The following is a 23,858-nucleotide window of genomic DNA, read 5'->3' as shown; positions in this document are numbered from 1 at the left end:
GCCCCCGCGCCGCGCCGCCCTCGGCTCGGCCTGACGCCCCCGGCCGCGCGGCGCCGCGCCGCCCTCGGCCACCCCCACGATCACCCCCCGCTCACCCATGGGAAGGACCACCCCGCCATGACGACGGGCACGACGAGCGAGATCAGCACGTTCAAGGGGCAGGACAGACGCCTGCGCGCCGACCGCATAGGCCTCGCGGGTCTGCTCCTGTCGGTCGTCGCCGCCAGCGCGCCCCTGATGGTGACGGCGGGCGTCATGCCCACCACCTACGGCACGATGGCCATCGTCGGCCAGCCCCTGCTCTTCGTCATCCTCGGCGTGGTGCTGACCCTCTTCAGCTTCGGCTACGCCGAGATGAGCCGCCACGTCCACAACGCCGGCGCCTTCTACGCCTACATCGCCCGCGGCCTCGGCGGCACCGCCGGCGCCGCCGCCTCCGTCGTCGCCCTCGTCGCCTACAGCCCCATGCAGTTCGGCATCTACGGCATCTTCGGCTTCGAACTCTCCGGCCTGCTCGACGCGCACCTCGGCCTCGCCGTCGCCTGGTGGGTGCCCGCCCTCGCCGCCGTCCTCGTCGTCGGCGTCCTCGGCTGGCTGAAGATAGACCTCAGCGCGAAGGTCCTCGGCGTCCTGCTGCTCATCGAGTGCGTGATGGTCGTCGCCTTCGACATCGCGGGCGTCGCCGACCCGGGCCCGCAGGGCCTGTCCCTGCACGCCTTCGACCCCGCCACCCTCGGCGGGGGCGGCCTCGGCACCGCCCTCTGCTTCACCATCGCCGCCTTCGTCGGCTTCGAACAGGCCGCCGTCTACGCCGAGGAGACCAGCCGGCCGAACGTCGTCGTCGCCCGCGTCACCTTCCTCGCCGTCGGCTTCGTCGCGCTCTTCTTCGCCCTGAGCTCCTGGGCCCTCAGCGTCGCCGCCGGCCCGGACCACATCGTCGGCCTCGCCCGGGAGCAGGGCCCGAACCTGCTCTTCTCCCTCACCGAGGACCGCCTCGGCGGCACCTTCACCGACGTCATGCACGTCTTCTACGTCACCGGCATGTTCGCCGCGATGCTCAGCTTCCACAACGTCGTCGCCCGCTACGCCTTCGCCATGGGCCGCGAGGGCCTGCTGCCCGCCGCCGTCGGCCGCACCTCCCGGGCGAGCGGCGCCCCGGCTTATGGATCCCTGCTGCAGAGCGGGGTGTCGCTGATCGCCGTGCTGCTCTTCGCGGTGACCGACGGCCGCCCCCACGGCGACCCCACCGCGCCCGTCCTGCGCCTGTTCACCTGGAGCGGCAACGTCGGCGCCCTCGGCGTCATCGTGCTGATGGCGGCCGCGTCCGCCGCCGTCATCGCCTTCTTCGTCCGGCGCGGCGCCGCGCGCACCCAGGCGCCGCGCCTGATCGCCTCCGGCGTCGCCGGGGCCGCCCTGCTCGTCATCGCCGTGTACGCGGTCAAGGACTTCGACGTCCTGCTCGGCGCGGACCCCGGATCGCCCCTGCGCTGGATCCTGCCCGGCACGATCGGCGTGGCCGTCGTCGCCGGCATCGGCTACGGCATCGTCCTCAAGTACCTGCGCCCGGGAGTGCACGGCACCATCGGCCTGGGCAACGAGGCGTTCCAGCTGGAGAAGGCGGCCTCGGCGGCCGGACCGGACGCGAACTGACCACGGTGCGGGGAGGGGCGGGCCCGCGGGCCTACGCCTCCACGCCCTTGCCCACCCGCCGCGACACCGTGAACGCGTAGAGGTCCAGTACCCCGGGCGGCTCCGCCAGCCCCGGCCCGCCGGCCCGTATCCAGGCTGCTATGTCGGCGAGCACGTCGTCGTCGTTGACGAGCCCGAGCCACACGGGCCGCCCGCCGGCCGCCCGTCCCGCCGCCGACGGCTGCACGACCACCACGTTCGCCTGGTCGCACACGTCCAGGCACTCGGAGGCCCGCACCTGGGCGGCGTCGCCCAGGGCCTGCCGCAACCGCGGGATCTGCCCGGCGTGGTCGACGCCCGGCACCTTCCGCGGATCGCCGCAGCAGCAGCCGCGGCAGACGGTGACGCGGCAGGGGGCGGCGGCGGTCGCGGGCCGCGGGCGGCGGGGCTGATTGGTGATCATCAGCCAGATGATACGCAGGGCCGGCCGGCGGAAGGGGTGTCTGTGCGGGACGTCTCCCCCTGTCCGTAGGCATCCCCCGCATGCATCTCCGTAAGCATCTGCGCAGGCCTCTCCCCGGGGCCCCGCGGAAGCACGCGAAGGCGGCGCCGACCCGGGCCGGCGCCGCCTTCGCGTGCGGGGGTTCAGCGGTTGCAGACCGCCGCGGCCACCGCCGCGTGCAGCTCGGCGCCGCGGGCCAGGACGCTTTCGTCCAGCCGCATTTCGGGGGTGTGGCAGCCGGGAGCCCGCATCGGGTCCGGCTCGCCGGGCGGGCAGGCGCCCAGCAGCACCATGCAGCCGGGCCAGCGCTGGAGGAAGTAGGAGAAGTCCTCCGAGGCCATCACCGGGGCGGGCAGGTCGACCCAGGCCAGCCCGGGCACCCCGGACGCCGCCGTCCGCGCGGTGGCGACGGCGTCCGCGTCGTTCACCGTGCACGGGTAGGCGACGATCGAGGACAGCTCGGTCGTCGTGCCGCCACCGGTCGCGGCCACCTCCGCCCGTACGCGGTCGAGCGTCTTGGCGCGCGTGTCCTCGTCCAGGCAGCGCAGGGTGAACAGCAGCCGGCCGCTGTCCGGGATCACGTTGTGCGTGGCCCCGGCCTGCAGCGAGGTGACGGTCAGGACGGGGTCCTCGCCCTGCGCGGTCAGGGCCGAGAGCCGGCCGGCCAGATCGGCCAGCGGGGGCACGGGGTTGACCGCGAGCGCGGGCATCGCCGCGTGCCCGCCCCGGCCGCCGACCTCGGCGCGGAACCCGTCGGCGGACGCCATGAGGGTGCCCGCCCGTGCCGCGACCACGCCCGAGGGCAGGTTGGGCGTGACGTGGATCGCGAAGGCGGCGTCGGCCCCGCCGGGACCCAGCAGGTCCGCGAACGCCTCGTCCTCCAGCACCGCGAGGGCGCCGTCGTGGCCCTCCTCGCCGGGCTGGAAGACGAACAGCACCTCGCCGCGCAGCTCTTCGCGGCGCCCGGCCAGCAGCCGGGCCGCGCCGAGCAGCATGGCGACGTGCGCGTCGTGCCCGCAGCTGTGGGCGACGCCCGGCGTGCGGCTGGCGAACTCCTCGCCGCTGTTCTCCGTGACCGGCAGGGCGTCGGTGTCGGCCCGCAGCACCACCCGGCCGCCCGGCCGGCCGGTGCTCAGACGGGCGACGACCGAGGTCCCACGGGTTCCCGAGCGAACCTCCAGGCCGCCGATGCCGGCCAGTTCGGCCAGGATCAGCTCCCGCGTGCGGGGGTTGTCCAGACCGGTCTCCGGTTCGGCGTGCAGGGTGCGGCGCACCCGGACGACGTGGTCCGCGAGGGCCTCGGCGGTGCCGGCGGCGGTCATGCGGCCTCCTCGACGGGATCGGCGGCCGGGGGGACGGCCGGGGTGGTGGCGGGCGGCTCGCCCGGGGAGGGAAGAGTGGCGACGAGCAGCATGGCGAACACCGCGACGCAGCCGGACGTGATGATCAGCGGGACGTAGGAGTGCTCCCGGTCGAAGATCATGCCGCCCAGCTGGCTGCTGAGGGCCGCGCCGATCTGGTGGGCCGTCCAGATCAGGCCCATCACGACGCCCTTGACCTCGACGGGGAAGACGCGCAGCACCCACACGGACGTGGCGACCACGGTCACCAGGTAGCTCGCGCCGAACAGCACGCCGAAGACGAGCACCAGCGTCGCGTTGGGGTGGACGGCGATCAGGAACATCGAGATCGCGCGCAGCGCGTAACCGCCGACGAGGACCCGCTTGATGAAGCCGCGGTCGCACAGCCGGCCCGCGATGAGCGAACCGATGATCTCGCAGATGCCCAGCAGCACGAGGCTGAGCGAGCTGACGCCCGAGTCCACGTGCATGTCGGACAGGTAGGTGAGCATGTGCACGTCGATGAACGCCATCGTCGCCCCGCAGGCGAAGAAGGCGCCGGCGAGCCGCCACAGCACCGAGGAGCCCACGACCATCCGCCAGCGGGCGCCGAACCCGCCCGGGGCGGTGGCCGCGCGGGCAGCCGGGGCGCGGGCCGGCATGCGCCGGGCGAGCAGCACCGTCAGCGGCGCGATGACCACGAGCAGCAGGACGCCGAGGCCGTCCAGCACGTACTGCCAGTCCGTGTGGTGGCCCAGCCACGTCCACAGCGGCACCAGCAGCATGAAGCCCGCCGCGGTGCCGTTGGTCAGCAGGGCGTAGAAGAAGCCCTTCTTGCCGTCGCTGAAGAGCCGGTCGACGAGCACGCCGATCGGCACGTAGGACAGCATCGTGTACGCGAACGACACGAGCACGCCGTAGACGGCCACGAAAGCCGGGAACGCCGAGAGGTTGGCGCACAGCAGCAGGGAGACGCCGGCCAGGCAGGTGCCGGTCATGAGCACGCGCGCCGGGCCGATGCGGTCGGCCAGCATGCCGGTCAGCGGCGCGGCGAACGCGTACGTGACCGCGAAGACCGTGGTGGCGAGGGCGAACGAGCCCCGGTGCTGCCCGAAGGTCTCGGCCATCGGCTCGAAGTAGACCTGCACGGTGTTCTTGAGCGCCGAGCCGAGCAGGCAGACGACGAAGCCCAGGGAAGCGGCGAGGACGAGGCCCTTCGGAAAGGACCTCGCCCCCGCCTCGGACCGGCTGGTCACACGGCCCCCGTCAGGTGGCGCTCGGCCACGCCTTCGTACATGCCCTGGAAGAGCTTGCAGGTGTGCTCGACGACCTCGAGGGCCTCCTGCTGCATGGCGGAGTCCTTGCACAGGTCGACGACGAGCGCCACGCCCTCGCGCACGTGACCGACGTCCTCCTTGGCGTGCACGGAGAAGAACAGGGTGTCCTGCTCCGTGACCCCGTAGACCTTGCCGAGCAGCGTGTGGCGGTTCTGCCCCGCGGTGTCCTCCAGGTTCTGGCCCTCGCTGGCCACCATGACGGCCGCCGCACCCAGGTGGTACCGGGAGGGGTCCTTGCAGAGCTCCATCCGGTAGTCGATGAGCTCCTGGGTCTGCGGGTAGGCGACGGCGGCGTCGCGGGTCTCGTCGTCGATGCGGATGGCCCGTATGAAGTCCTCCATCAGCCGGACGTGGTTCTTGGTGCCCGAGAGCCGGCCCGTCTCCTCCTCGTACATGTTCACCAGCAGCGCCTTCTTGTGCTTGGGCAGCGGGCAGTAGAAGAAGAGGTGCTCGATGTAGGTGAGGAAGTTCTTGGTGAGCTGGTAGCCCTGCAGCGTGGTCGCGTGCAGCAGGTCCCAGTTCGCCTTGGGCTTGACGAGCTCCATCACCAGCGGGTGGGCGACGGAGGTGTTCTCGTCGAGGATCTGGTAGAGCTTGTCGCGGAATTCCTTGCGGTCGAGCATGGTCATGCCTCCTGGTGGGAGAATTGTTCCTTCAACTGGGCAACCCGCTGGGCGAGATAGACGCCGGCGTAGCTCTCGCCGTCGACGCGGCCGTAGTCGGGCAGGCGCCCGTACTCGGCGAAGCCGAAGCGCCGCCACACCTTTTCCGCGGGGATGCCCTCGCGGACGTCCAGGCGGAGCAGTTCGATGCCGACTTCCTCGGCGCGGCGGGCTATTTCGCAGAGCGCCGCCGGGACGATGCCGCGGCCCCGGTGCTCGGGGTGGACGGCCCCGGTCGTCAGCTCCGCGATGTGGCGCTGGTTCGCGGTGGCCGGCCGGGTCATGGCCACGCACCCGACCGATGCGCCGGACTCGGTGCGGATGACGAGGAGGTGCTTGCGCCCGGAGCCCAGGCCGGCGGTGAGCGTGGTCACCAGCTGCTGCACCTGGTCGCCCGCGGGGTCCGGTGGCAGGCCGATGAACGGGTCCGTCCGGGAGACCTCGGAGACCAGCCCGGGTACGTCCCCGGGCAGGTCCTCGGCGGTCTCGATCCACTGGTAGCTGTACACGTGCTCCTGCTCCTCGGGAGGGCAGCGGTGCCGGCCGGCTGCGGGCCGGGCACCGCACGGGCGGTGGGTCGGGCCGTGCCGCTCAGACGGCGGCCATCGGCGAGCTGTCCGCGGCCATGGCGGCCTCGGCAGCGGAGTTGAGAACGGCGGTCGTCGCCGGGGCGTGCCGGGGAGTAAACGGTTCTGCAGCACTGACGGCCCGCAGGACGCTTCCCCGCGACAGCGGTTCGAGCGCCGCGGCGCGGCTGCGCACCTCCGACAGCGGGAGGTCGACGTCCAGGCCCTGTGCGGCCAGCCAGCCGTCGTCGTAGACGGTCTCCAGATAGCGCTGACCGGTGTCGCTGAGCACGCAGGCGATACGGGCCCCCGGAGCGGCGCGCTGCGCCAGGTGCAGGCCCACGAACGCCACCGAGCCGCTGGACGACCCGGCCAGCAGGCCCTCGCGGCGGGCGAGGTGGCGGCAGGTCGCGAAGGCGTCCCGGTCGCCCACCTGGTACATGGCGTCGACCAGGTCGAGGTCGAGGTTGGACGGCGGCCAGGCCAGCCCGATCCCGGACTGCAGGTAGGCGTGCCGCTCGCTGGCGAAGATGCCCGAGCCGACGGCGTCCACGCCGATGACCCGGGTGGCGGGGGAGTGCCGGCGCGTGTACTCGGAGAGCCCCCTTAGCTGGCCGGCCGTGCTGACGGCCACCACCAGGTAGTCCAGCCGCCCCTCCATCTGGGAGAGGATCTCCGGCCCCGTGCCCTGGTAGTGGGCGGCGGCGTTCATCAGACTGAAGTGCTGGTCGGGCCGGAAGGCGTGCTCGATCTCGACGGCCAGCCGGTTGGCGGTCTCCAGCCGCGGCCGGAAGTACCCCCCGGACTCGTCGGGCTCGGTGACCACGACGATCTCGGCCCCGTAGGCCTCCATCACCCTGCGGTGCGCGGGCGGCAGCTTGGGGTCCACGACGATGATCACGCGGTGGCCGAGCACGGCACCGATCATCGCCAGCGCGATGCCGAAATTGCCGCTGGTGGCCTCGATGATCACGCCGTCGGGACGCAACAGCCCCTGCCGCAGGGCCTCTTCGATCAGGAACTTCGCCGCCCGGTCCTTGACGCTCCCCCCGGGGTTGAGCGCCTCCCACTTCGCGAACAGGGCGGCGGAGCCCGCGGGCGCCAGCTTTTCCAGCCGGACGAGCGGCGTGCTGCCCACGGCGTCCAGGACGGTCATCGCGGGCTCACCCCGCCGACGGCAGAAACCAACCGCCGTGTGGCGCTGCGCACTTCGACGCAGCGCGTTAAGAATCCGTGATTCATGACATGCCCCCGTGTCCATTTCACGATGAAGTCGCGGCAGTCCTTACCGAAGCACCGGGCCGCTCGGTAGAAGGAGCCACTCGCCCCGGGGCCGCGGCGTTGCCGCCCGAGGTGGGGATGGGAGAAGCGGGCCTACGGGTGCGATCAGACGCGATGAACCGCGCCGCACACCACTCCGCTGCGTACCCCCGTACGCAAAAAATCATCTCCGGGTGGCAGGGTCGTGTCAATCAAGATCTTCTGTGCGTCCGGTCAAGAGATCCCCTGCGGGCCGGTCTCCGCGGGGGATCGATGGCTCCGGAAACGAAGAAGGACCCCAGCAGCGCTGGGGTCCTTCTCTTAAGTGTCCGAGGGGGGACTTGAACCCCCACGCCCGATAAAGGGCACTAGCACCTCAAGCTAGCGCGTCTGCCATTCCGCCACCCGGACCAGGTGTTTTCGCCTTCCGGGCCGTGGCCCTTCCGACGAGGAAAACAATACCAAAGATCCGGGGGTGCTCGATCACGTGGCCGGGGCAGCGGCCCCGGCGGGTGTTGCGGGCGGATGTCGGCAGCATTGCGGCCTTGGGCCCGGGCGGCCGGAGAGAGAGGATGGCGAAGGACCCACGCCGTGGGCCGCCCTCGCCGGTGGCCGGCGGCAGCGAACCAGGAGGAGGCAGCGTGAGCGAGTCGAAGCCGGCCGGGGCCGGGGCGGGCAGGGGTGGCAGGGGTGGCGAGGACGAGGTCGTCGACCTCTGCCGCGACCTGATCCGGATCGACACCAGCAACTACGGCGACCACTCCGGGCCGGGCGAGCGCGCCGCCGCCGAGTACGTGGCGGAGAAGCTCGCCGAGGTCGGGCTCGAACCGCAGATCTTCGAGTCCCACAAGGGGCGCGCCTCGACCGTGGCGCGGATCGAGGGCGAGGACCCCTCCCGTCCGGCGCTGCTCATCCACGGTCACACCGACGTCGTCCCGGCCAACGCCGCGGACTGGACCCACCACCCCTTCGCGGGGGAGATCGCCGACGGGTGCCTGTGGGGCCGCGGTGCGGTGGACATGAAGGACATGGACGCGATGACCCTCGCGGTCGTCCGCGACCGCATGCGCACGGGCCGCAAGCCCCCGCGCGACGTGGTGCTCGCCTTCCTCGCGGACGAGGAGGCCGGCGGCGTCTACGGCGCGCGCCACCTGGTGGACAAGCACCCCGGGCTCTTCGAGGGCGTGACCGAGGCGATCGGCGAGGTCGGCGGCTTCTCCTTCACGGTCAACGAGAACCTGCGGCTCTATCTGATCGAGACGGCCCAGAAGGGCATGCACTGGATGCGGCTCACGGTCGACGGCACCGCCGGCCACGGCTCCATGACCAACAAGGACAACGCGATCACGGAGCTGTGCGAGGCGGTCGGCCGGCTGGGGCGGCACGAGTTCCCGGTGCGGATGACCAAGACCGTGCGGTCCTTCCTCGACGAGCTCTCCGACGCCCTCGGCACGCCGCTCGACCCCGAGGACATGGAGACGACGCTCGCCAAGCTCGGCGGCATCGCCAAGATGATCGGCACCACGCTCCGCAACACCGCCGCCCCGACCATGCTGGGCGCGGGGTACAAGGTCAACGTCATCCCGGGGCAGGCCACGGCGCACGTGGACGGAAGGTTCCTGCCGGGGTACGAGGAGGAGTTCCTCGCCGACCTCGACCGCATCCTCGGCCCGCGCGTCAAGCGGGAGGACGTGCACGCGGACAAGGCGCTGGAGACGAGCTTCGACGGCAGGCTCGTGGACGCCATGCAGTCGGCCCTCAAGGCGGAGGACCCGATCGCGCGCGCCGTGCCGTACATGCTCTCCGGCGGGACGGACGCGAAGTCGTTCGACGATCTGGGCATCCGGTGCTTCGGTTTCGCGCCGCTGCAGCTGCCGCCGGAGCTGGACTTCGCGGGGATGTTCCACGGCGTCGACGAACGAGTGCCCCTGGAGGGTCTGAAGTTCGGCGCACGTGTTCTCGACCGGTTCCTCGATCAGTGCTGAAGTGAGCTTTAAACCCCGTAAATTCGTGCCGAGTTAACCGTAACGAGTGAATGATCTGAGGGTTGCGTAGCCCGATTACCTCCTCGTCGTTACAGGTGTGCGGTCCGCGGCTGGGACCGCATTGCCAACAAGGAGGAATCCATGATCAAGAAGGTCGTCGCTTCCGCGGCCGTTACCGGTGGTCTCGTGCTCGCGGGTGCTGGCCTGGCCGCTGCGGACTCCGGCGCCCAGGGGGCCGCCGTGAATTCGCCCGGTGTGGTCTCCGGCAACGTCATCCAGGTCCCGGTCCAGGTGCCGGTGAACGCCTGCGGCAACACGATCAACATCGTCGGGCTGCTCAACCCCACGTTCGGCAACACCTGCGTCAACAGCTGACGTCGTGCCTCAACCCGTAAGGGTCTGACATGGGCGGCTCCGGAGTGACTTGTGTGCACTCCGGAGCCGCCCGGGCTTTCGATGCGCGAGCATGTGGACACTTTGTCCCTATTGCTGGCGTATATCCGTATAGCGTAAGCAGAGAGGCAGGACTCATGCGACAGGTCACCAAGAAGGGCCTGATGACTGCAGCGGCGGCGAGTGGTGTACTCGCGGCCGTGACCGGCAGCTACGCCCAGGCGTCGTCCGGGGCCGGTGGCCACGCGGCGAACTCGCCCGGTGTGGCCTCGGGCAACACCGTCCAGGTCCCGGTCCACGTGCCGGTGAACGCCTGCGGCAACACCGTGAACGTCATCGGGGCGCTCAACCCGGCCTCGGGCAACACGTGTGTCAACGGCGGGCACCACGGGGGCGGCCACGGCGGCAAGGGCCACGGCGGCGGCAACCACGGGCACGGCGGTTCCGGTGCCCACGGCGCCACCACCGACTCGCCCGGCGTGGCCTCGGGCAACACCGTCCAGGTGCCGGTCGAGGTGCCGGTCAACGCCTGCGGCAACAGCGTCAACGTCGTCGGCGTGGGCAACCACACCACGGGCAACAAGTGCGCCAACGTCGACCACGGCGACGAGCACGGCTGGCCGGGGCACCCCGGGCACCCGGGCAAGCCGGGCCACCCCGGCAAGCCCGGTCACCCCGGCGGGCACGACTGCACCCACGAGCCGTCGCACCACAACCCGCCCGGCAAGGACCACGGTCACAAGCCGCCGACGGACCACTCGTCGGACCACCACAAGCCGGGCGGCCACACCCCGGGCAAGGACAAGCCGGCCGACCACACCCCCGCCGGGCACAAGCCCGCGCGGGTGGACGCCGCGCACACTCCCGCCCCCGAGGTGAAGGGCGAGCACAAGGCGGCCCCCGCCGTCTCCGCGGCCCACGGTCCGGCGGCCAAGGCCGTTGAGCTCGCGCACACCGGCGCGGGCCAGCTGGGCATGGCCGGCGCCGCCAGCGCCGGTCTGCTGCTCGGCGGCGCGGTCATCTACCGCCGCGCGCGGGCCGGACAGAACTGACCCGGAGCACCCGGAAGCGGTTCGCACGGCACGGAGCGGGTCCCGCGACGCGGGACCCGCTCCGTCTGCGTGTCACCAGGTGGCGCGCACCTGGCGGATGATCCTGCGGCGCAGCCGCACCTTGCGGCTGCCGTCGGGGTAGAGGCGAAGTCGGTCCAACTCCCAGTGTCCGTACTCGGCGTGGTCGGTCAGCAGGCGTGTGGCGGCACCCCGGGAGACCCCCCGCGGCACATACACATCACAGAATTCGTATTCCGGCATCGCATCTATTGTGCGGGAACGGGCCCGGTGCGGATAGCGTCTGCACTATGTCTGATGCTGCGCAGCCATCCGCTGCCGAGGTACGCGCCGCCGCCGAGGCGGTCAAAGCCGCTCTGGACCGCCACCTCGACGCCGTCGAACGCCGTTCGGGGGAGGACGACCCGGCCGTTTACGCCGCGTTCAACGAGCTGGCCGCGACAGCCGAGGCGTACGACGAGCTGCTGTACGACGCCTACGACGAGGTCACCCCCTTCGAGATCCCCGGGGACGACACCCTGCCCGCCTACGCGGGGCCGGAGGAGCCGAGCGCACTCAGCCTCCTGATCCGCAGGGACTACGCGGTGGTCGAGCCGCAGCGGCTGCTCGCCCAGGCCCAGCGGGTCGCCGACCTCGACCCCGACGTCGACACCCCGGCCGGGCCCGCGGCGGCCGCGGCCGTGGGCAACGTGGGCGGCAGCGTGCACGCCGCGCTCGGGGTGATCTTCGGTGAGTACGAGCCGGACGAGATCGCCTCGCGGCACAAGGAGTTCGGCCTGGAGGAAGGCGACTCCACGCTCTGGGTCACCGCATCGGACGAGCCCGCCGAGCCGGGCGAGTGGCTGTCGGCGCCCTTCGAGCAGGCCGACCCGCAGCGGGTGATCTGCCGTTTCGACGTCAGCGCGGTCTTCGACGAGGACCTGGACGGCGATGACGACGACAGTGATGACGATGACGGCGACGACGATGACGGCGACGATGACGGCCTCGACGGCCTCGACGACGAGGTGGACGTCATCGACGAGGACGCCGCGGACGGTGCCCCGGCGAGCGGGGCAGGAGGCGCGCCGCCCTCGCCGACGAAGCCCTGACCCGCTCCGGGCCCGGCGGACGCCCGGGCCCGGAACCGGGCGGCCTCACTCGGACGGGCGGTCCTGGGCCTGCAGCAGCGCCCGCAGCCGGGTCGTCCGCTCCTTGGCCGGGATCTCCGCTACGGCGCGGGGCAGCGCCTGGTCCACGCCGTGCACGACGGACAGGTGCTGCTCGGCCCGGCCGAACGCCGTGTAGATCCACGAGCGCGTCAGCGTGGCGGCCGCGTCCCCCGGGAGGACGACCACGGCCGCGGGCCAGCGCGCCCCGACCGCCTGGTGGGCGGTGACGGCCCAGCCGTGACGTACGGTCTCGGCCACGCGCTCCCGCGGGACGAGGACGGAGGAGCCGCCGCAGTCCAGCCGGAGCCCCTCCTGCTCCGCTCCGGTCACCGTGCCGGGGAGCATCCGGCCCGGCGCCGGGACGTACGCCACCCGGTCGCCCGGATCGAAGCCGCCGAACCGCCCGGGGCCGGGGTTGAGCCGCTCCTTCAGCGCCGCGTTGAGCGCGCGGGTGCCGGCCGGGCCGCCGTGGCCCGGCGTGATCACCTGGGTGTGCCCGGCGGGCACGCCGATGGCACGCGGGATGGAATCCACCACCAGCTGCACCGTGCGGTGCACCGCCTCGCCCGGATCGCGCACCGGGACGATCACGACCTCCTTGCCGGGGGTCGCGGGCTGCGACAGCTCGCCGACGCCGATGCCCGACACCAGCTCGCCGACCGGGCCCTCGTCCGGCGTGCGGGAGACGACTGCGGGGCAGACGCGGGCCGCCACCACGTCCGCGAAGACCCGGCCCGGGCCCGCGGACCACAGCACCGCCGGGTCGCCGCTCAGCACCAGGCGGGTGCCGTCGGCGAGGGACTCCACGAGCATCGCGGCGGTTTCGACGTCGAGCTGGGGGGTGTCCAGGACGGCCAGCAGGTCGAGGGCGAGGGCGCCGTCCTCGTCGCGCCCGGGGCCCTCCGCGCCGGAGAGCAGGCCGGCCACGGTGACCGCTTCCGGATCGCCCGCCGCGGCCAGGCGCCGGCGCCCGTCCTCGGTGTGCGCGGCGGCGTACGCGCGCAGGCCCAGGGAACGGGCCGCGGCCACGAGGGCCGCCGGTTCGGCGCGGGCCGCCTCGCCGCCGCTGTGCGTGACGAGGCCGGCGGACGCGGCGGCGCGGACCAGCTCGGCGGCGGAGGGGGAGCCGGTGGCGGCCGCCGCCGGCTCCCAGTCCTCGGGGCCGGCCGTGAAAGTGCTGATCAGCCGGGCCAGGCCGTCGGCGAGGCTCTCCTCGGCCATGGCGCAGCGCTCCAGGCCGAAGAGCAGCCGGACCGGGACCTCCTCGTCCTCGCCCTGAGGCGCGGGGGCGCCCGGCGCGGGCTCCACGGCCTCCTGGAACACCAGGGCCGTGCCCTCGGCGAGGGCGGCCTGCAGGGCCTCGTCCGGATCCGGGACGGAGTGGCGGGCGAGGGCCGCGCGCAGGGCCGCGGCCCCCAGGACGGTGTGCCCTTCGAGCGCGGCGCGCTCCAGCAGCCGACCCGTCAGGGCGCGGGCCCGGCGCTCGTCACCCGGCCCCGCCTCCGGGCCCAGCAGGGCGCGGGCGAAGCCGTCCGCTTGCTCGGGCCGCACGCCCGCGACCGCCAGCAGCTGCCAGGGATCCTCGCGCAGCGCCTCGGCCGCCTGCTCGCCCAGGGCCTCGGCCACGGGGGCCGCGAGCTGCTCGGGAGCGCCGCCCGCGGCGAGGACCTGCCGCACCGCGGCGAGGCCCTCCGCGTCGATCCGGGGGCCGGCGGCGGGGGCGGGCGCGGGCGCCGCCTGCCGGGGCGGACGCGCGGGCGCGGCCTTGCGCGCGGGGCGCGGCGCCTCCGTGAAGAACGACGCCGCGGAGCGCTCTCCGCTCTCCACGGCCCGCACGGCCGCGGCGAGCGCCTCGGCGACGGAGTTCTTGGGAGCACCCGGCGCGGGGGACTCTCCACCGGCCGCCGCACCGGCACCCTGTGAGCCCGGCGCGCTCTGCGCGGCCTGCGGTCCACCGGGGTGCCCGGCGCTGCCGGGTGCGGGCTCGCCCTCAGGGGCGGGCGTGGTGCCCGGCGCGGCGGGGTCCGGCTCCGCTTCGGCGGCGCCGGCCTCTTCGGCCGGTGCGTCGCCGTCCGTCCGCGAGCCCTGCGCCGGCCGCGCGGCCTGCGGTTCGCCGGGGTGCCCGGCGCTGCCGGGCGCGGGGGTGGCGGGCTCGTCCGCGGAGGCGGCGTCCGCGCGGGCGGTGGCGGACGCGTCCGGCGTGCCGGCGGCTGCGTCGGCCGTGGGGTCCCCGCTCACGGCGTCAGCCGGATCCGCGGGGTCGCCCGCGCGGCGATCGGTGTTCACAGGGTGCTCCAGTCCTGATCGGGATAGCGGTGCACGGGCGCCGACACATCGTCCAGCGCACGGCAGATCTCGTCGGGAAGCGTAAGGCTCTCCACTGACAGTGCGGCCCTGAGCTGCTGCGCGGTGCGCGCGCCGACGATCGGGGCGACGACGCCGGGGCGGTCGCGGACCCAGGCGAGGGCGACCTTCAGGGCCGTCGTGGCGAGGCCGTCCGCGGCGGTGGCGACGGCGTCCACCACGCGCCCGGCGGTCTCGTCGAGGTAGGGGGCGACGAAGGGTGCCAGGTGCTCGGAGGCGCCCCGGGAGTCGGCGGGCGTGGCGTGGCGGTACTTGCCGGTGAGCACGCCGCGGCCCAGCGGGGAGGAGGGCAGCACCCCGATCCCGAGCTCCAGCGCGGCCGGCAGCACCTCCCGCTCGATGCCGCGCTGCAGCAGGGAGTACTCCATCTGGGTGCCGGCCAGCCGCGTCCGCACGCCGGGGGCGGCGAGCTGCCACGTGGCGGCCATGGCGAGCTGCCAGCCGCAGAAGTTGGACACGCCGGCATAGCGGGCGCGCCCGCTGGTGACGGCGATGTCGACGGCCTGCAGGGTCTCCTCGAGGGGCGTGTGGGGGTCGAAGGCGTGGATCTGCCACAAATCCACGTGATCGGTGCCGAGCCGCTCCAGGGAGGCGTCGAGCGCGGAGAGCAGGTGGCCGCGCGAACCGTCGAAGCGCCGGTCGGGGTCGGGGACGCTGCCGGACTTGGTCGCGATGACCAGGTCGCGGCGGGGCACGAGGTCCTCCATCAGCTGTCCGAGGAGATACTCGGCGGCGCCGTCCGCGTAGACGTCCGCGGTGTCGATCAGGGTGCCGCCGGCCTCCCAGAAGGTCTTCAACTGCTCCGCCGCGCCGCTCTCGTCGGTGTCCCGGCCCCAGGTGAGCGTGCCGAGCCCGAGCCGGGAGACCCGCAGGCCCGTGCGGCCGAGATGCCTCAGTTCCATGAGCGCTGAGGTTACTGGTCCCGGCCCCGGCCGTGGCCGCCTGTGGACGACGCCCCGCGGCGCCCCGTGGACCGCGCGCCGCGGACCCACTCCGGCGGGGGACGGCGGCGGGCCGGTGACGTATCCCGCGTCCGCGCGCTACAGTCCCCGGAACAACGACGTTACTGATCGGTAAGGGGAGCCCGCCATGAGTGGAATGAGGCTGGGGATCAACCTCGGTTACTGGGGCGCCGGCATGGACGCCGACAACCTCGCCGTCGCCCGCGAGGCCGACCGGCTGGGCTACTCGGTCTGCTGGGCCGCCGAGGCCTACGGCTCCGACGCGGCCACCGTCCTGTCCTGGGTCGCCGCGCAGACCGAGCGCATCGACGTCGGCTCGGGCATCTTCCAGATCCCCGCCCGCACGCCCACCATGACGGCGATGACCGCCGCGACCCTCGACTCGCTCTCCGGCGGCCGCTTCCGGCTGGGCCTCGGCGTCTCCGGCCCGCAGGTCTCCGAGGGCTGGTACGGCGTGCGGTTCGACAAGCCGCTCGCCCGCACCCGCGAGTACGTCGAGATCATCCGCAAGGCCATGTCCCGCGAGCGCCTCACCCATGAAGGGGACAACTGGACGCTGCCGCTCCCCGGCGGCCCGGGCAAGCCCATCAAGCTCACCGTCCACCCCGTCCGCGAGCACATCCCGCTGTACATCGCCGCCATCGGCCCGAAGAACCTGGAGCAGACCGGCGAGATCGCCGACGGCGCCCTCCTCGTCTTCTTCGCCCCCGAGCACGCCGAGGAGACCACGCTCGGCGCGCTGCGCGCCGGCCGCGCGAAGGCCGGCAAGGACCTGGAGGGCTTCGACCTCGTCCCGACCGTCCCCATGGCCGTGGGCGACGACGTCGACGGCCTGGCCGACCTCTTCCGCCCGTACACCGCGCTCTACGTCGGCGGCATGGGCAGCGCCAAGCAGAACTTCTACAACAAGCTCGCGCAGCGCATGGGCTACGAGAAGGCCGCCGCAGAGATCCAGGAGAAGTACCTCTCGGGCGACAAGGAAGGCGCCGCCGCGGCCGTCCCGCGCGACCTGATCGACTCCACCACCCTCATCGGCTCCGTGGAGCGCATCGCCGACCGCATGCAGGCCTACGCCGCGGCCGGCGTGACCACCCTCTCGCTCGCCCCGGCGGGCTTCACCCTGGACGAGCGGATCGCGAGCCTGCGGGCGGGCGTCGAGGCCCTGGAGCGCGCCGGCCTGGCGTGACGCGGGAGCGGAAGCCGACGGCCGTGGTGGGGGCTCGGGGTGTCTTCCCCGCCACGGCCGGTACAGAGCACAACGCCCGTACGGGCACCGGGTTACGCGCCCGGGACCGCTTCCGGCGTCGCGCATTCGGCCGAGTGGACGCCGCCCCCGATTGCCGCTTCCCCGGCGGGGCACTTGACTCGGGTTTCACGGGACGTACGCGAAATGCGCCGTGAACGGAGGTGTGTCCGTCATGCTCTCGGCCAGAAGCCTGTTCCAGGAGATCCTCGACGACGACGAGGCGTTCCGGCTCTTCTGCTCCATCGCGGCCAGCGGCGAAGCCCAGGGCGGCTGGGAGAACGGCCGCATCGCCGCGCTCGTCCCCGCCGAACTGCGGGCCCTCGCGCCGAAGATCGCCCGGCACGGCGCCGACGAGGACAAGCACGGCCGGATCTTCCAGGCCCTGCTGCGCAAACGCGGCCTGACCCCCGGACCGGTGCCGGCCGGCACCGACTACACGATGCTTCTCGAACGCCGCGGCATCGGCCTGCCCCACGCCCTGCTCCGCGGCGAACGGCCGCTGACCGAGGAGGACATCGTCACCTACCTCGCGCACAGCCGCGTCACCGAACAGCGCGCCGCCGACCAGATGCGGCTGCTCACCGCGCACTTCGGCGACCACCCCGAAGTCGGCAAGGCGTTCCGGATGATCGCCGGCGACGAGGCCGGCCACCTCGCGTACTGCCACGAGGAGCTGCTGCGCCTGGCGCGCGCCGGGCACGGCCGGACCATCCGGGCGGTGCTGCGGGAGAGTGCCCGCGCCGAGAGCCGCGTCTACCGGGACGTGAGCCTGGCCTTCATGGAGCGCATCGGCGCCCTCCTGGGCTGGTCCCGGCCGAAGGCCCTCGTGCTCTCACTCGGCATCCGCGCGCTGCACCGCTACGAGCGGCTCGCCGGCCGGCGGCGGATGGTCGCCCTGCGCATGCCGCAGCGCCGCGACGCGCTCGGCGGACCACCGGAGACGGCACCCGAGTTCGCCTGACCCGGCGCGAACGGCGGAAGGGTAGCCTCAAAGCCGGCCGGTAAGCCTCACAGCCGGCCCGGAGCCTCACAGCCGGCCGGGAGCCTCACAGCCAGCCGCGCCGCTTGAACATCCGGTGCAGCCAGAACACCAGCCCCGCCATCACCACCACGACCACCGGATAGCCCCACGGCTGCCGCAGCTCCCACATGTGGTCGAAGTTCATGCCGTAGATGCCGGCGACCATCGTCGGCACCGCGGCCATCGCCGCCCACGCCGAGATCTTGCGCATGTCGTCGTTCTGCTGGACGCCCATCTGCGCCAGGTGGGCGGACAGTATGTCCGACAGCAGCCGGTCCAGGCCCTCCACCGACTCGTTCGCCCGCGTCAGGTGGTCGCTCACGTCGCGGAAGAAGGGCTGCGAGCGCTCGGGCACGAACGGCACGCCCGCGCCCGCCAGCCGCGTCATCGGCTCGGCCAGCGGGGCCGTGGCCCGCCGGAACTCCAGCACCTGGCGCTTGAACGAGTAGATCCGCGACGCGGTGTTCCTGGTGTCCCCGCCCAGGGGGGCGAACACCTCCGTCTCCAGCTCCTCCAGGTCCGCCTGGAGCTCGCCCGCCACCTCGATGTAGTGGTCCACGACCGCGTCGCACACCGCGTACAGCACCGACGTGGGCCCGTGCCGCAGCACCTCCCGCTCCTGCTCCAGACGTTCCCGCACCTGGGCGAGCGGGCTGCCCTCGCCGTGCCGCACGGTCACCACGAAGGAGTCGCCGACGAACAGCATCAACTCGCCCGTCGTCACGGTGTCCGCGTCGTCGTCGTACGTGACGGGCTTGAGCACCAGGAACAGCGAGCCGTTGTAGATCTCCAGCTTGGGCCGCTGGTGCGCCTTGAGCGCGTCCTCGACCGCCAGCGGGTGCAGGTGGAACTCGCTGGTGATGAGCTCGAACTCCTCCTCCGTCGGCTCGTGCAGCCCGACCCACAGGAAGGAGTCGCCTGCGGCGCGCGCCTCGTCGAGGGCGTCGGAGAAGTCGGCGGGGCCCTCGGTGCGGCAGCCGTCCCGGTAGATAGCGCAGTCCACGATCACGCAGGGCATTTTGCCGCCGATCAGCTTCCTACACATGCCCCGGACACGCCAGGCCGGTCCGAAGGCCGCCGGCGCCGCGGGATCCCGCCGCCGGCACCACGGGAACCCGCCCGCACCGCCGCGGTCCGCCGGGACGGCCTACGCTGGCGGCCATGCCCACGCTGATCCTGGTCCGGCACGGCCGGTCCACCGCCAACACCGGGGGAGTGCTCGCCGGACGGACCCCGGGCATCGCCCTGGACGAGCGCGGCGCCGCCCAGGCGGCCGCCCTCCCGGGCCGGCTCGCGCAGGTGCCGCTCGCCGCGGCCGTCACGAGCCCCCTGCAGCGCTGCCGCGAGACCCTGGCGCCCCTCCTCGCCGCGCGCCCCGGCCTGCCGCTGCACACCGACGAGCGCGTCGGCGAGTGCGACTACGGCGACTGGTCCGGCCGCACCATCGCCGAGCTCACGGGCGAACCGCTGTGGGAGGTCGTCCAGCGCCACCCCTCCTCCGCCGCCTTCCCGGGCGGCGAGTCCGTCCGCGCCATGCAGGCCCGCGCCGTCGACGCCGTCCGCGACTGGAACGAGCGGGTGGAGGCCGAGCACGGGCACGACGCCTGCTACCTCGTGTGCACGCACGGGGACATCATCAAGGCGCTCGTCGCCGACGCCCTCGGCATGCACCTGGACCTCTTCCAGCGCATCGCCGTCGACCCCTGCTCGGTGACGGCCGTCCGCTACACCCGCCTGCGCCCCTTCCTGGTGCGCCTCGGCGACACCGGGGACCTGCGCGGCCTCGTACCGCCCGGGGAGGCGCCCGCGCAGGCGCGCAGCCCCGAGGCGGACGGTGTCGTGGGGGGCGGGGCGGGGGCACCGTGATCGTGCCGCGCAGTAGGGTGGTGGCGCGGCACAGGCCGCCTCTCCACCCTTGACCCGGCACCGGAGAAGACCCGACCGCCCGAACCGCCCGAACCAAATGGAGCAGGACGTTGTCCCGTCAGGTGTTCCTCTACGACCCGCCGGACCGTTTCGTCGCCGGTACGGTCGGGCTGCCTGGCCGCCGCACCTTCTTCCTCCAGGCCACCGCGGCCGGCCGCACGACGAGCGTCGCCCTCGAGAAGGCCCAGGTCGAAGCGCTCGCCGAGCGCATCGACGAACTGCTCGACGAGGTGGTCCGGCGCACCGGCGGCAGCGCCCCGGTGCCCGCGGTGGCCCCCGCCGAGCTCACCGACACGGCCCCGCTGCAGACCCCCGTCGAGGAGGAGTTCCGTGTCGGCACCATGGCCCTGGCCTGGGACGGCGAGCACCAGCGCATGATCGTCGAGGCGCAGGCCCTCGTCGAGCTGGACGCCGACACCGACGAGGACCTCGCCGAGGCCGAGGAGCGCCTCCTGCAGGACGAGGCGAACGGCCCGCCGATGCTGCGCGTGCGGATCACCGGCACCATGGCCCGCGCCTTCGCCAAGCGCGCCCTGGAGGTCGTGAACGCCGGCCGCCCGCCGTGCCCCCTGTGCAGCCTGCCGCTCGACCCGGAGGGACACGTATGTCCGCGCCAGAACGGATACCGCCGCGGGGCGTGAAGCCTCCGGGCGTGACGCCGCACGAACTGCTGGCCAAGGGCGAGCTGACCGTGCGCGGCCGGATCGCCGAGGCGTCCAACGCGGTGCTGTACTGCACGGTCGAGTACGGCGGCGTGAGCGCCGCCTGCGTCTACAAGCCCGTCGCGGGCGAGCGGCCCCTGTGGGACTTCCCCGACGGCACCCTGGCCCAGCGCGAGGTCGCCGCGTACGAGCTCTCCGAGGCCATGGGGTGGGGGCTGATCCCGCCCACCGTGCTGCGTGACGGCCCCTACGGCGAGGGCATGTGCCAGATGTGGATCGACGCCCCCGAGGACGCGGAGGAGGGCGGCGAGCGGCTCCTGGCCCTCATCGAGGGCGCCGACGAGGCGGGGCCGGGCTGGAAGGCCGTGGGCCTGGCCGAGGTGGGCGAGGACCGCACCGCGCTGCTCGTGCACGCCGACGACGAGCGGCTGCGCCGGCTGGCCGTCCTCGACGCGGTGATCAACAACGGTGACCGCAAGGGGGGCCACCTGCTGCCCGCCGCGGACGGCCGGCTGTACGCCATCGACCACGGGGTGACCTTCAACGCGGACGACAAGCTGCGCACGCTCCTGTGGGGCTGGGCGGGGGAACCGCTCACGGAGGAGGCACTGGAGGCGCTGCGGCGGCTTTCGGCCAATCTGGCCGACGGGAGCCCCTTGGCGGCGCGGCTCGCCGAGCTCCTCACGGCGGGGGAGATCGGGGCGCTGCGCGAGCGGGTGGCGGAGCTTTTGCGCACGGGGCGGCATCGTGAGCCGAGCGGACAGTGGCCCGCCATCCCTTGGCCGCCGGTGTAGGGGGCGGGTCCGGCCGGTCCCGGGCGGCCGGTGCGTTGCACAGGGGAGCGGCCCCGCGCAAGAGGGGTTGTTCGGCCAACAGCCGGATCCGGTTCGTATCCGGAACATGCGTCCGGTTACGCTCGTGACATGCATGCCTGGCCCGCTTCTGAGGTTCCCGCCCTGCCCGGCAGTGGCCGCGACCTCCGGATCCACGACACCGCGACCGGCGGACGAGTCACCCTCGTCCCCGGCCCCGTCGCCCGTATCTACGTCTGCGGCATCACACCGTACGACGCCACCCACATGGGACACGCGGCGACCTACAACGCGTTCGACCTCGTTCAGCGCGTGTGGCTCGACACCAAGCGGCAGGTTCACTACGTCCAGAACGTCACCGACATCGACGACCCGCTGCTCGAGCGCGCCGTCGCCAACGGTGACGACTGGACCGAGCTCGCCGAGCGCGAGACCGCCCTCTTCCGCGAGGACATGACCGCGCTGCGGATGCTCCCGCCGCAGCACTACATCGGCGCCGTCGAGTCGATACCGAAGATCGTCCCCCTGGTGGAGCGGCTGCGCGACGCCGGTGCCGCCTACGAGCTCGAGGGCGACGTCTACTTCTCCGTCGAGTCCGACGCGCACTTCGGCGAGATCTCCGGGCTGGACGCGGAGGCCATGCGCCTGCTGTCCGCGGAGCGCGGCGGCGACCCGGACCGCCCCGGCAAGAAGAACCCCCTGGACCCCATGCTGTGGATGGCCGCCCGCCCGGGCGAGCCCAGCTGGGACGGCGCCTCGCTCGGCCCCGGCCGCCCCGGCTGGCACATCGAGTGCGTCGCCATCGCCCTGGAGCACTTCGGCATGGGCTTCGACGTCCAGGGCGGCGGCTCCGACCTCGTCTTCCCGCACCACGAGATGGGCGCCTCGCACGCCCAGGTGCTCACCGGCGAGCACCCCTACGCCAAGACCTACGTCCACGCCGGCATGGTCGCGCTCCACGGCGAGAAGATGTCCAAATCCAAGGGCAACCTCGTCTTCGTCTCGGCCCTGCGCCGCGACGGCGTCGACCCCGCCGCGATCCGCCTCGCGCTCCTCGCGCACCACTACCGCGCCGACTGGGAGTGGACCGACGCCGTCCTGCACGAGGCCGTGGAGCGTCTCGGCCGCTGGCGCGCCGCTGTCTCGCGCCCCGACGGCCCGTCCGCCGACGCGCTGGTGGAGGAGATCCGCGAGGCGCTCGCGGACGACCTCGACTCGCCGCGCGCCCTCGCAGCCGTGGACCGCTGGGCCGCCGCCCAGGCCGCCGACGGCGGTACCGAGGAAGGCGCGCCCGGCGTCGTCTCCCGGGCCGTCGACGCGCTGATGGGCGTGGCGCTCTGACGCGCTGACCCGCACGACCTCGTCACCGGGGGCACTCTCTGCCGGGAGTGCCCCCTTTCGTTTGTAAAGATCCCCGCATGTGCGGTGTGGGGCTCCGCGGGCTGTGCTTCCGTGAGCCGGTCGGCCGATCAGCCGGCCACCGGGTCCCGTCGGAAGGACGACCGCCATGGCAGCATCCATCCCCCGTCGAAGAGTTCTGGGCGCCGGCGCCGTGCTGGGCGCGCTGGCGGCGGCCGGCCCCTTGGCCCCGGCGGCCCGCGCCGAGCCGGCCGGAGGCCGCTGGCCCACGGAGTTCCCCCTCCCGGACGGCTTCCGGCCGGAGGGCATCGCGACGGGCCCGGGCCCGTACGCCTGGTTCGGCTCGCTCGGCGGGGGCTCGCTCTACCGCGCGAGCCTGGTGACGGGCCGCGGCGAGACCATTCCCACCGGCACGGACGCCATGTCCGTCGGCCTCAAGACCGACCGGCAGGGCCGGGTCTTCATCGCGGGCGGAGGCTCGCGCCAACTACGCGTCGTGGAGGGCCGCAGCGGGCGGATCCTCGCCTCCTACGAGGTCGGCAGGCCGGCCACGGTGGTCAACGACGTGGTGCTCACGCCCGGCGCCGCCTGGTTCACCGACTCGACGCAGTCCCAGCTCTACGGTCTGCCGCTCGGCCCGCGCGGCGAGCTGCCGGCCCCGCGCGACGTGGTGACCCTGCGGCTAAAGGGCGAGTGGACGGAGGCGCCCGCCGAGGGCTTCACCACCAACGGGCTGGAGCGCACCCCCGACGGCCGCGGGCTGCTGGTCATCAACGTCTACGCGAACGGCGGCAGCCTCTACCGCGTCGATCCGCGCAGCGGCGACGCCCGCCGCGTCGACCTCGGAGGGGCGAAGCTCCCGGACGGGGACGGCGCCCTGCTGCTCGGCCGCACGCTCTACGTCGTCCAGCAGATCCAGAACGCCGTGGACGTCTTCCACATGGACGCCACGGGCCTGCGCGGCACGGCGGTCGCACGGATCACGGACCCGCGCTTCCGGATCCCCACGACGGTCGCCGCGTACGGAAGGCGGCTCTACCTGCCCAACTCCCGCTTCAACGAGCAGCCGACGCCGACGACGCCGTACAACGCGGTGGCGGTGCGGCAGGTGCACTGAGACCGCGCCGGGACCGCACTGTCACTGCGCCGGGGCGGTGTCAGGCGGGGAGGACGGGCGGCCGGCCCTGGGTCCAGGCGACGCGCAGGGCCAGCCGCCGGAAGCGCCAGTCGCCCCCGGCGGACCTGACGGCCTCCGCCTCGCAGTGCCCGCCGGACACGAAGAGCCGTTCCCCCGACTCCTCGCCGTCGTCCTTCAGGACGTGGGTGCTCAGCTGGTTCCAGCGCAGGGTGGCGCGGTCGCCGTCCAGCTCGGCGTCGAGGTCCGTGCCGAAGTGCACCGTCCGCTCGAACAGCGCCATGGCCGCCCCGGTCGACGACAGCTGGGCGTCGATCCCCTCGTACACGCCGACGGGCGTCTCGCTCCACGCGTCGTCGGTGAAGAAGGTGCGCGCCCACGCGATGTCGAACGGGCCCTCGTCGAGCGAGCGGAGGTAGCGGGTGACGAGGCGTTCGACATCGGCGCGGTCGGTGAGGGCGCGGAGCTGTTCGTGT

At 73.3% G+C, this 23,858-nt stretch carries 22 protein-coding genes, 1 tRNA gene and 1 pseudogene; 12 read left to right on the top strand and 12 right to left on the bottom strand.

Features of this window, described 5'->3' with window-relative positions:
* The first annotated feature begins 117 nt into the window (after nt 1-117).
* The gene (locus tag ACSNOG_RS12820) at nt 118-1,650 is read left to right on the top strand and encodes an APC family permease (protein WP_436752740.1); all 1,533 of its coding nucleotides are present in this window, start codon (nt 118-120) and stop codon (nt 1,648-1,650) included.
* Nucleotides 1,651-1,681: 31 nt separating this feature from the next.
* Here the strand turns inward: ACSNOG_RS12820 and ACSNOG_RS12815 are convergent, their stop codons facing one another.
* The 7 genes from ACSNOG_RS12815 to ACSNOG_RS12785 form a co-directional block, all read right to left on the bottom strand.
* The gene (locus ACSNOG_RS12815) at nt 1,682-2,092 is read right to left on the bottom strand and encodes a (2Fe-2S) ferredoxin domain-containing protein (protein WP_436752737.1); all 411 of its coding nucleotides are present in this window, start codon (nt 2,090-2,092) and stop codon (nt 1,682-1,684) included.
* Nucleotides 2,093-2,274: 182 nt separating this feature from the next.
* Nucleotides 2,275-3,453 (bottom strand): M20 metallopeptidase family protein, encoded by a 1,179-nt coding sequence (locus tag ACSNOG_RS12810; RefSeq protein ID WP_436752736.1) that lies wholly within the window; start codon nt 3,451-3,453, stop codon nt 2,275-2,277.
* Nucleotides 3,450-4,727: an MFS transporter gene (locus ACSNOG_RS12805; RefSeq protein WP_436752735.1), complete on the bottom strand. Its 1,278-nt coding sequence runs from the start codon at nt 4,725-4,727 to the stop codon at nt 3,450-3,452. Before ACSNOG_RS12805 ends, ACSNOG_RS12810 begins: the two co-directional genes overlap by 4 nt.
* Nucleotides 4,724-5,437, bottom strand: coding sequence for a TenA family transcriptional regulator (locus ACSNOG_RS12800; RefSeq protein WP_436752734.1), 714 nt, complete (start codon nt 5,435-5,437; stop codon nt 4,724-4,726). The genes ACSNOG_RS12805 and ACSNOG_RS12800 overlap by 4 nt, the downstream gene beginning before the upstream one ends.
* Nucleotides 5,434-5,979: a GNAT family N-acetyltransferase gene (locus ACSNOG_RS12795; RefSeq protein WP_436752733.1), complete on the bottom strand. Its 546-nt coding sequence runs from the start codon at nt 5,977-5,979 to the stop codon at nt 5,434-5,436. Before ACSNOG_RS12795 ends, ACSNOG_RS12800 begins: the two co-directional genes overlap by 4 nt.
* 82 nt (nt 5,980-6,061) lie before the next feature.
* Nucleotides 6,062-7,192, bottom strand: a complete 1,131-nt coding sequence (locus tag ACSNOG_RS12790; RefSeq protein WP_436752732.1) for a PLP-dependent cysteine synthase family protein — start codon at nt 7,190-7,192, stop codon at nt 6,062-6,064.
* A gap of 430 nt (nt 7,193-7,622) precedes the next feature.
* Nucleotides 7,623-7,707 (bottom strand) — tRNA-Leu (locus tag ACSNOG_RS12785).
* A gap of 230 nt (nt 7,708-7,937) precedes the next feature.
* On the opposite strand from ACSNOG_RS12785, the gene ACSNOG_RS12780 reads away from it, so the two are divergent.
* The 3 genes from ACSNOG_RS12780 (at nt 7,938) to ACSNOG_RS12770 (ending at nt 10,726) form a co-directional block, all read left to right on the top strand.
* Complete coding sequence (locus ACSNOG_RS12780) at nt 7,938-9,281, top strand: M20/M25/M40 family metallo-hydrolase (RefSeq protein WP_436752731.1); 1,344 nt, start codon at nt 7,938-7,940, stop codon at nt 9,279-9,281.
* A 141-nt stretch (nt 9,282-9,422) separates the two neighbouring features.
* Nucleotides 9,423-9,656: a chaplin gene (locus tag ACSNOG_RS12775; RefSeq protein WP_436752730.1), complete on the top strand. Its 234-nt coding sequence runs from the start codon at nt 9,423-9,425 to the stop codon at nt 9,654-9,656.
* A 155-nt stretch (nt 9,657-9,811) separates the two neighbouring features.
* Complete coding sequence (locus ACSNOG_RS12770) at nt 9,812-10,726, top strand: chaplin family protein (RefSeq protein WP_436752729.1); 915 nt, start codon at nt 9,812-9,814, stop codon at nt 10,724-10,726.
* Between the two features lie 72 nt (nt 10,727-10,798).
* On the opposite strand, the gene ACSNOG_RS12765 is transcribed toward ACSNOG_RS12770, so the two are convergent.
* Nucleotides 10,799-10,987: a DUF5703 family protein gene (locus ACSNOG_RS12765; RefSeq protein ID WP_058045136.1), complete on the bottom strand. Its 189-nt coding sequence runs from the start codon at nt 10,985-10,987 to the stop codon at nt 10,799-10,801.
* A 47-nt stretch (nt 10,988-11,034) separates the two neighbouring features.
* On the opposite strand from ACSNOG_RS12765, the gene ACSNOG_RS12760 reads away from it, so the two are divergent.
* On the top strand, nt 11,035-11,835 hold the full coding sequence (locus tag ACSNOG_RS12760; protein WP_436752728.1) for a hypothetical protein: 801 nt from the start codon (nt 11,035-11,037) through the stop codon (nt 11,833-11,835).
* 45 nt (nt 11,836-11,880) lie between these two features.
* Here the strand turns inward: ACSNOG_RS12760 and ACSNOG_RS12755 are convergent, their stop codons facing one another.
* Complete coding sequence (locus ACSNOG_RS12755) at nt 11,881-14,181, bottom strand: helix-hairpin-helix domain-containing protein (protein WP_436752727.1); 2,301 nt, start codon at nt 14,179-14,181, stop codon at nt 11,881-11,883.
* Nucleotides 14,178-15,161, bottom strand: coding sequence for an aldo/keto reductase (locus ACSNOG_RS12750; RefSeq protein ID WP_436752726.1), 984 nt, complete (start codon nt 15,159-15,161; stop codon nt 14,178-14,180). Before ACSNOG_RS12750 ends, ACSNOG_RS12755 begins: the two co-directional genes overlap by 4 nt.
* A 196-nt stretch (nt 15,162-15,357) precedes the next feature.
* On the opposite strand from ACSNOG_RS12750, the gene ACSNOG_RS12745 reads away from it, so the two are divergent.
* A complete protein-coding gene (locus tag ACSNOG_RS12745; RefSeq protein ID WP_436752739.1) occupies nt 15,358-16,407 on the top strand; it encodes an LLM class F420-dependent oxidoreductase in 1,050 nt (349 codons plus the stop codon).
* Nucleotides 16,408-16,639: 232 nt separating this feature from the next.
* The gene (locus ACSNOG_RS12740; RefSeq protein ID WP_436752725.1) at nt 16,640-17,428 is read left to right on the top strand and encodes a ferritin-like domain-containing protein; all 789 of its coding nucleotides are present in this window, start codon (nt 16,640-16,642) and stop codon (nt 17,426-17,428) included.
* 85 nt (nt 17,429-17,513) lie between these two features.
* Here ACSNOG_RS12740 and ACSNOG_RS12735 read toward each other — a convergent pair whose 3' ends face one another.
* The gene (locus ACSNOG_RS12735) at nt 17,514-18,506 is read right to left on the bottom strand and encodes a magnesium and cobalt transport protein CorA (RefSeq protein ID WP_436752738.1); all 993 of its coding nucleotides are present in this window, start codon (nt 18,504-18,506) and stop codon (nt 17,514-17,516) included.
* 143 nt (nt 18,507-18,649) lie between these two features.
* Between ACSNOG_RS12735 and ACSNOG_RS12730 the strand changes: the two genes are divergently transcribed.
* From ACSNOG_RS12730 to ACSNOG_RS12710, 5 genes are all read left to right on the top strand, one after another.
* The gene (locus ACSNOG_RS12730) at nt 18,650-19,354 is read left to right on the top strand and encodes a histidine phosphatase family protein (protein WP_436752724.1); all 705 of its coding nucleotides are present in this window, start codon (nt 18,650-18,652) and stop codon (nt 19,352-19,354) included.
* Between the two features lie 110 nt (nt 19,355-19,464).
* A complete protein-coding gene (locus tag ACSNOG_RS12725) occupies nt 19,465-20,055 on the top strand; it encodes a DUF3090 domain-containing protein (RefSeq protein ID WP_436752723.1) in 591 nt (196 codons plus the stop codon).
* Entirely contained in the window at nt 20,019-20,870 is an 852-nt protein-coding gene (locus ACSNOG_RS12720; protein ID WP_436752722.1) for an SCO1664 family protein, read from the top strand. The genes ACSNOG_RS12725 and ACSNOG_RS12720 overlap by 37 nt, the downstream gene beginning before the upstream one ends.
* 129 nt (nt 20,871-20,999) lie before the next feature.
* Nucleotides 21,000-22,229 carry a cysteine--1-D-myo-inosityl 2-amino-2-deoxy-alpha-D-glucopyranoside ligase gene (gene mshC / locus ACSNOG_RS12715; RefSeq protein ID WP_436752721.1) on the top strand — a complete coding sequence of 410 codons (1,230 nt, stop codon included), beginning with the start codon at nt 21,000-21,002 and terminating at the stop codon, nt 22,227-22,229.
* A 166-nt stretch (nt 22,230-22,395) separates the two neighbouring features.
* The gene (locus ACSNOG_RS12710; protein ID WP_436752720.1) at nt 22,396-23,364 is read left to right on the top strand and encodes a superoxide dismutase; all 969 of its coding nucleotides are present in this window, start codon (nt 22,396-22,398) and stop codon (nt 23,362-23,364) included.
* A gap of 40 nt (nt 23,365-23,404) precedes the next feature.
* On the opposite strand, the pseudogene ACSNOG_RS12705 reads toward ACSNOG_RS12710, so the two are convergent.
* A pseudogene (locus ACSNOG_RS12705) lies at nt 23,405-23,782 on the bottom strand (nuclear transport factor 2 family protein); the annotation flags it as partial.
* Nucleotides 23,783-23,858 lie beyond the last annotated feature (76 nt).

This window comes from Streptomyces sp. URMC 124, assembly GCF_051386455.1.
Lineage (GTDB): Bacteria > Actinomycetota > Actinomycetes > Streptomycetales > Streptomycetaceae > Streptomyces.
This window is presented reverse-complemented; position numbering and strand designations above follow the sequence as displayed.

What these genes read in the sequence shown, in the direction of transcription:
- ACSNOG_RS12820 (WP_436752740.1), top strand. Translation starts at nt 118, where the DNA reads ATGACGACGGGCACGACGAGCGAGATCAGCACGTTCAAGGGGCAGGAC.
- ACSNOG_RS12815 (WP_436752737.1), bottom strand. Translation starts at nt 2,092, where the DNA reads ATGATCACCAATCAGCCCCGCCGCCCGCGGCCCGCGACCGCCGCCGCC.
- ACSNOG_RS12810 (WP_436752736.1), bottom strand. Translation starts at nt 3,453, where the DNA reads ATGACCGCCGCCGGCACCGCCGAGGCCCTCGCGGACCACGTCGTCCGG.
- ACSNOG_RS12800 (WP_436752734.1), bottom strand. Translation starts at nt 5,437, where the DNA reads ATGACCATGCTCGACCGCAAGGAATTCCGCGACAAGCTCTACCAGATC.
- ACSNOG_RS12790 (WP_436752732.1), bottom strand. Translation starts at nt 7,192, where the DNA reads ATGACCGTCCTGGACGCCGTGGGCAGCACGCCGCTCGTCCGGCTGGAA.
- ACSNOG_RS12775 (WP_436752730.1), top strand. Translation starts at nt 9,423, where the DNA reads ATGATCAAGAAGGTCGTCGCTTCCGCGGCCGTTACCGGTGGTCTCGTG.
- ACSNOG_RS12770 (WP_436752729.1), top strand. Translation starts at nt 9,812, where the DNA reads ATGCGACAGGTCACCAAGAAGGGCCTGATGACTGCAGCGGCGGCGAGT.
- ACSNOG_RS12765 (WP_058045136.1), bottom strand. Translation starts at nt 10,987, where the DNA reads ATGCCGGAATACGAATTCTGTGATGTGTATGTGCCGCGGGGGGTCTCC.
- ACSNOG_RS12760 (WP_436752728.1), top strand. Translation starts at nt 11,035, where the DNA reads ATGTCTGATGCTGCGCAGCCATCCGCTGCCGAGGTACGCGCCGCCGCC.
- ACSNOG_RS12750 (WP_436752726.1), bottom strand. Translation starts at nt 15,161, where the DNA reads ATGGAACTGAGGCATCTCGGCCGCACGGGCCTGCGGGTCTCCCGGCTC.
- ACSNOG_RS12745 (WP_436752739.1), top strand. Translation starts at nt 15,358, where the DNA reads ATGAGGCTGGGGATCAACCTCGGTTACTGGGGCGCCGGCATGGACGCC.
- ACSNOG_RS12740 (WP_436752725.1), top strand. Translation starts at nt 16,640, where the DNA reads ATGCTCTCGGCCAGAAGCCTGTTCCAGGAGATCCTCGACGACGACGAG.
- ACSNOG_RS12735 (WP_436752738.1), bottom strand. Translation starts at nt 18,506, where the DNA reads ATGCCCTGCGTGATCGTGGACTGCGCTATCTACCGGGACGGCTGCCGC.
- ACSNOG_RS12730 (WP_436752724.1), top strand. Translation starts at nt 18,650, where the DNA reads ATGCCCACGCTGATCCTGGTCCGGCACGGCCGGTCCACCGCCAACACC.
- ACSNOG_RS12720 (WP_436752722.1), top strand. Translation starts at nt 20,019, where the DNA reads ATGTCCGCGCCAGAACGGATACCGCCGCGGGGCGTGAAGCCTCCGGGC.
- mshC (WP_436752721.1), top strand. Translation starts at nt 21,000, where the DNA reads ATGCATGCCTGGCCCGCTTCTGAGGTTCCCGCCCTGCCCGGCAGTGGC.
- ACSNOG_RS12710 (WP_436752720.1), top strand. Translation starts at nt 22,396, where the DNA reads ATGGCAGCATCCATCCCCCGTCGAAGAGTTCTGGGCGCCGGCGCCGTG.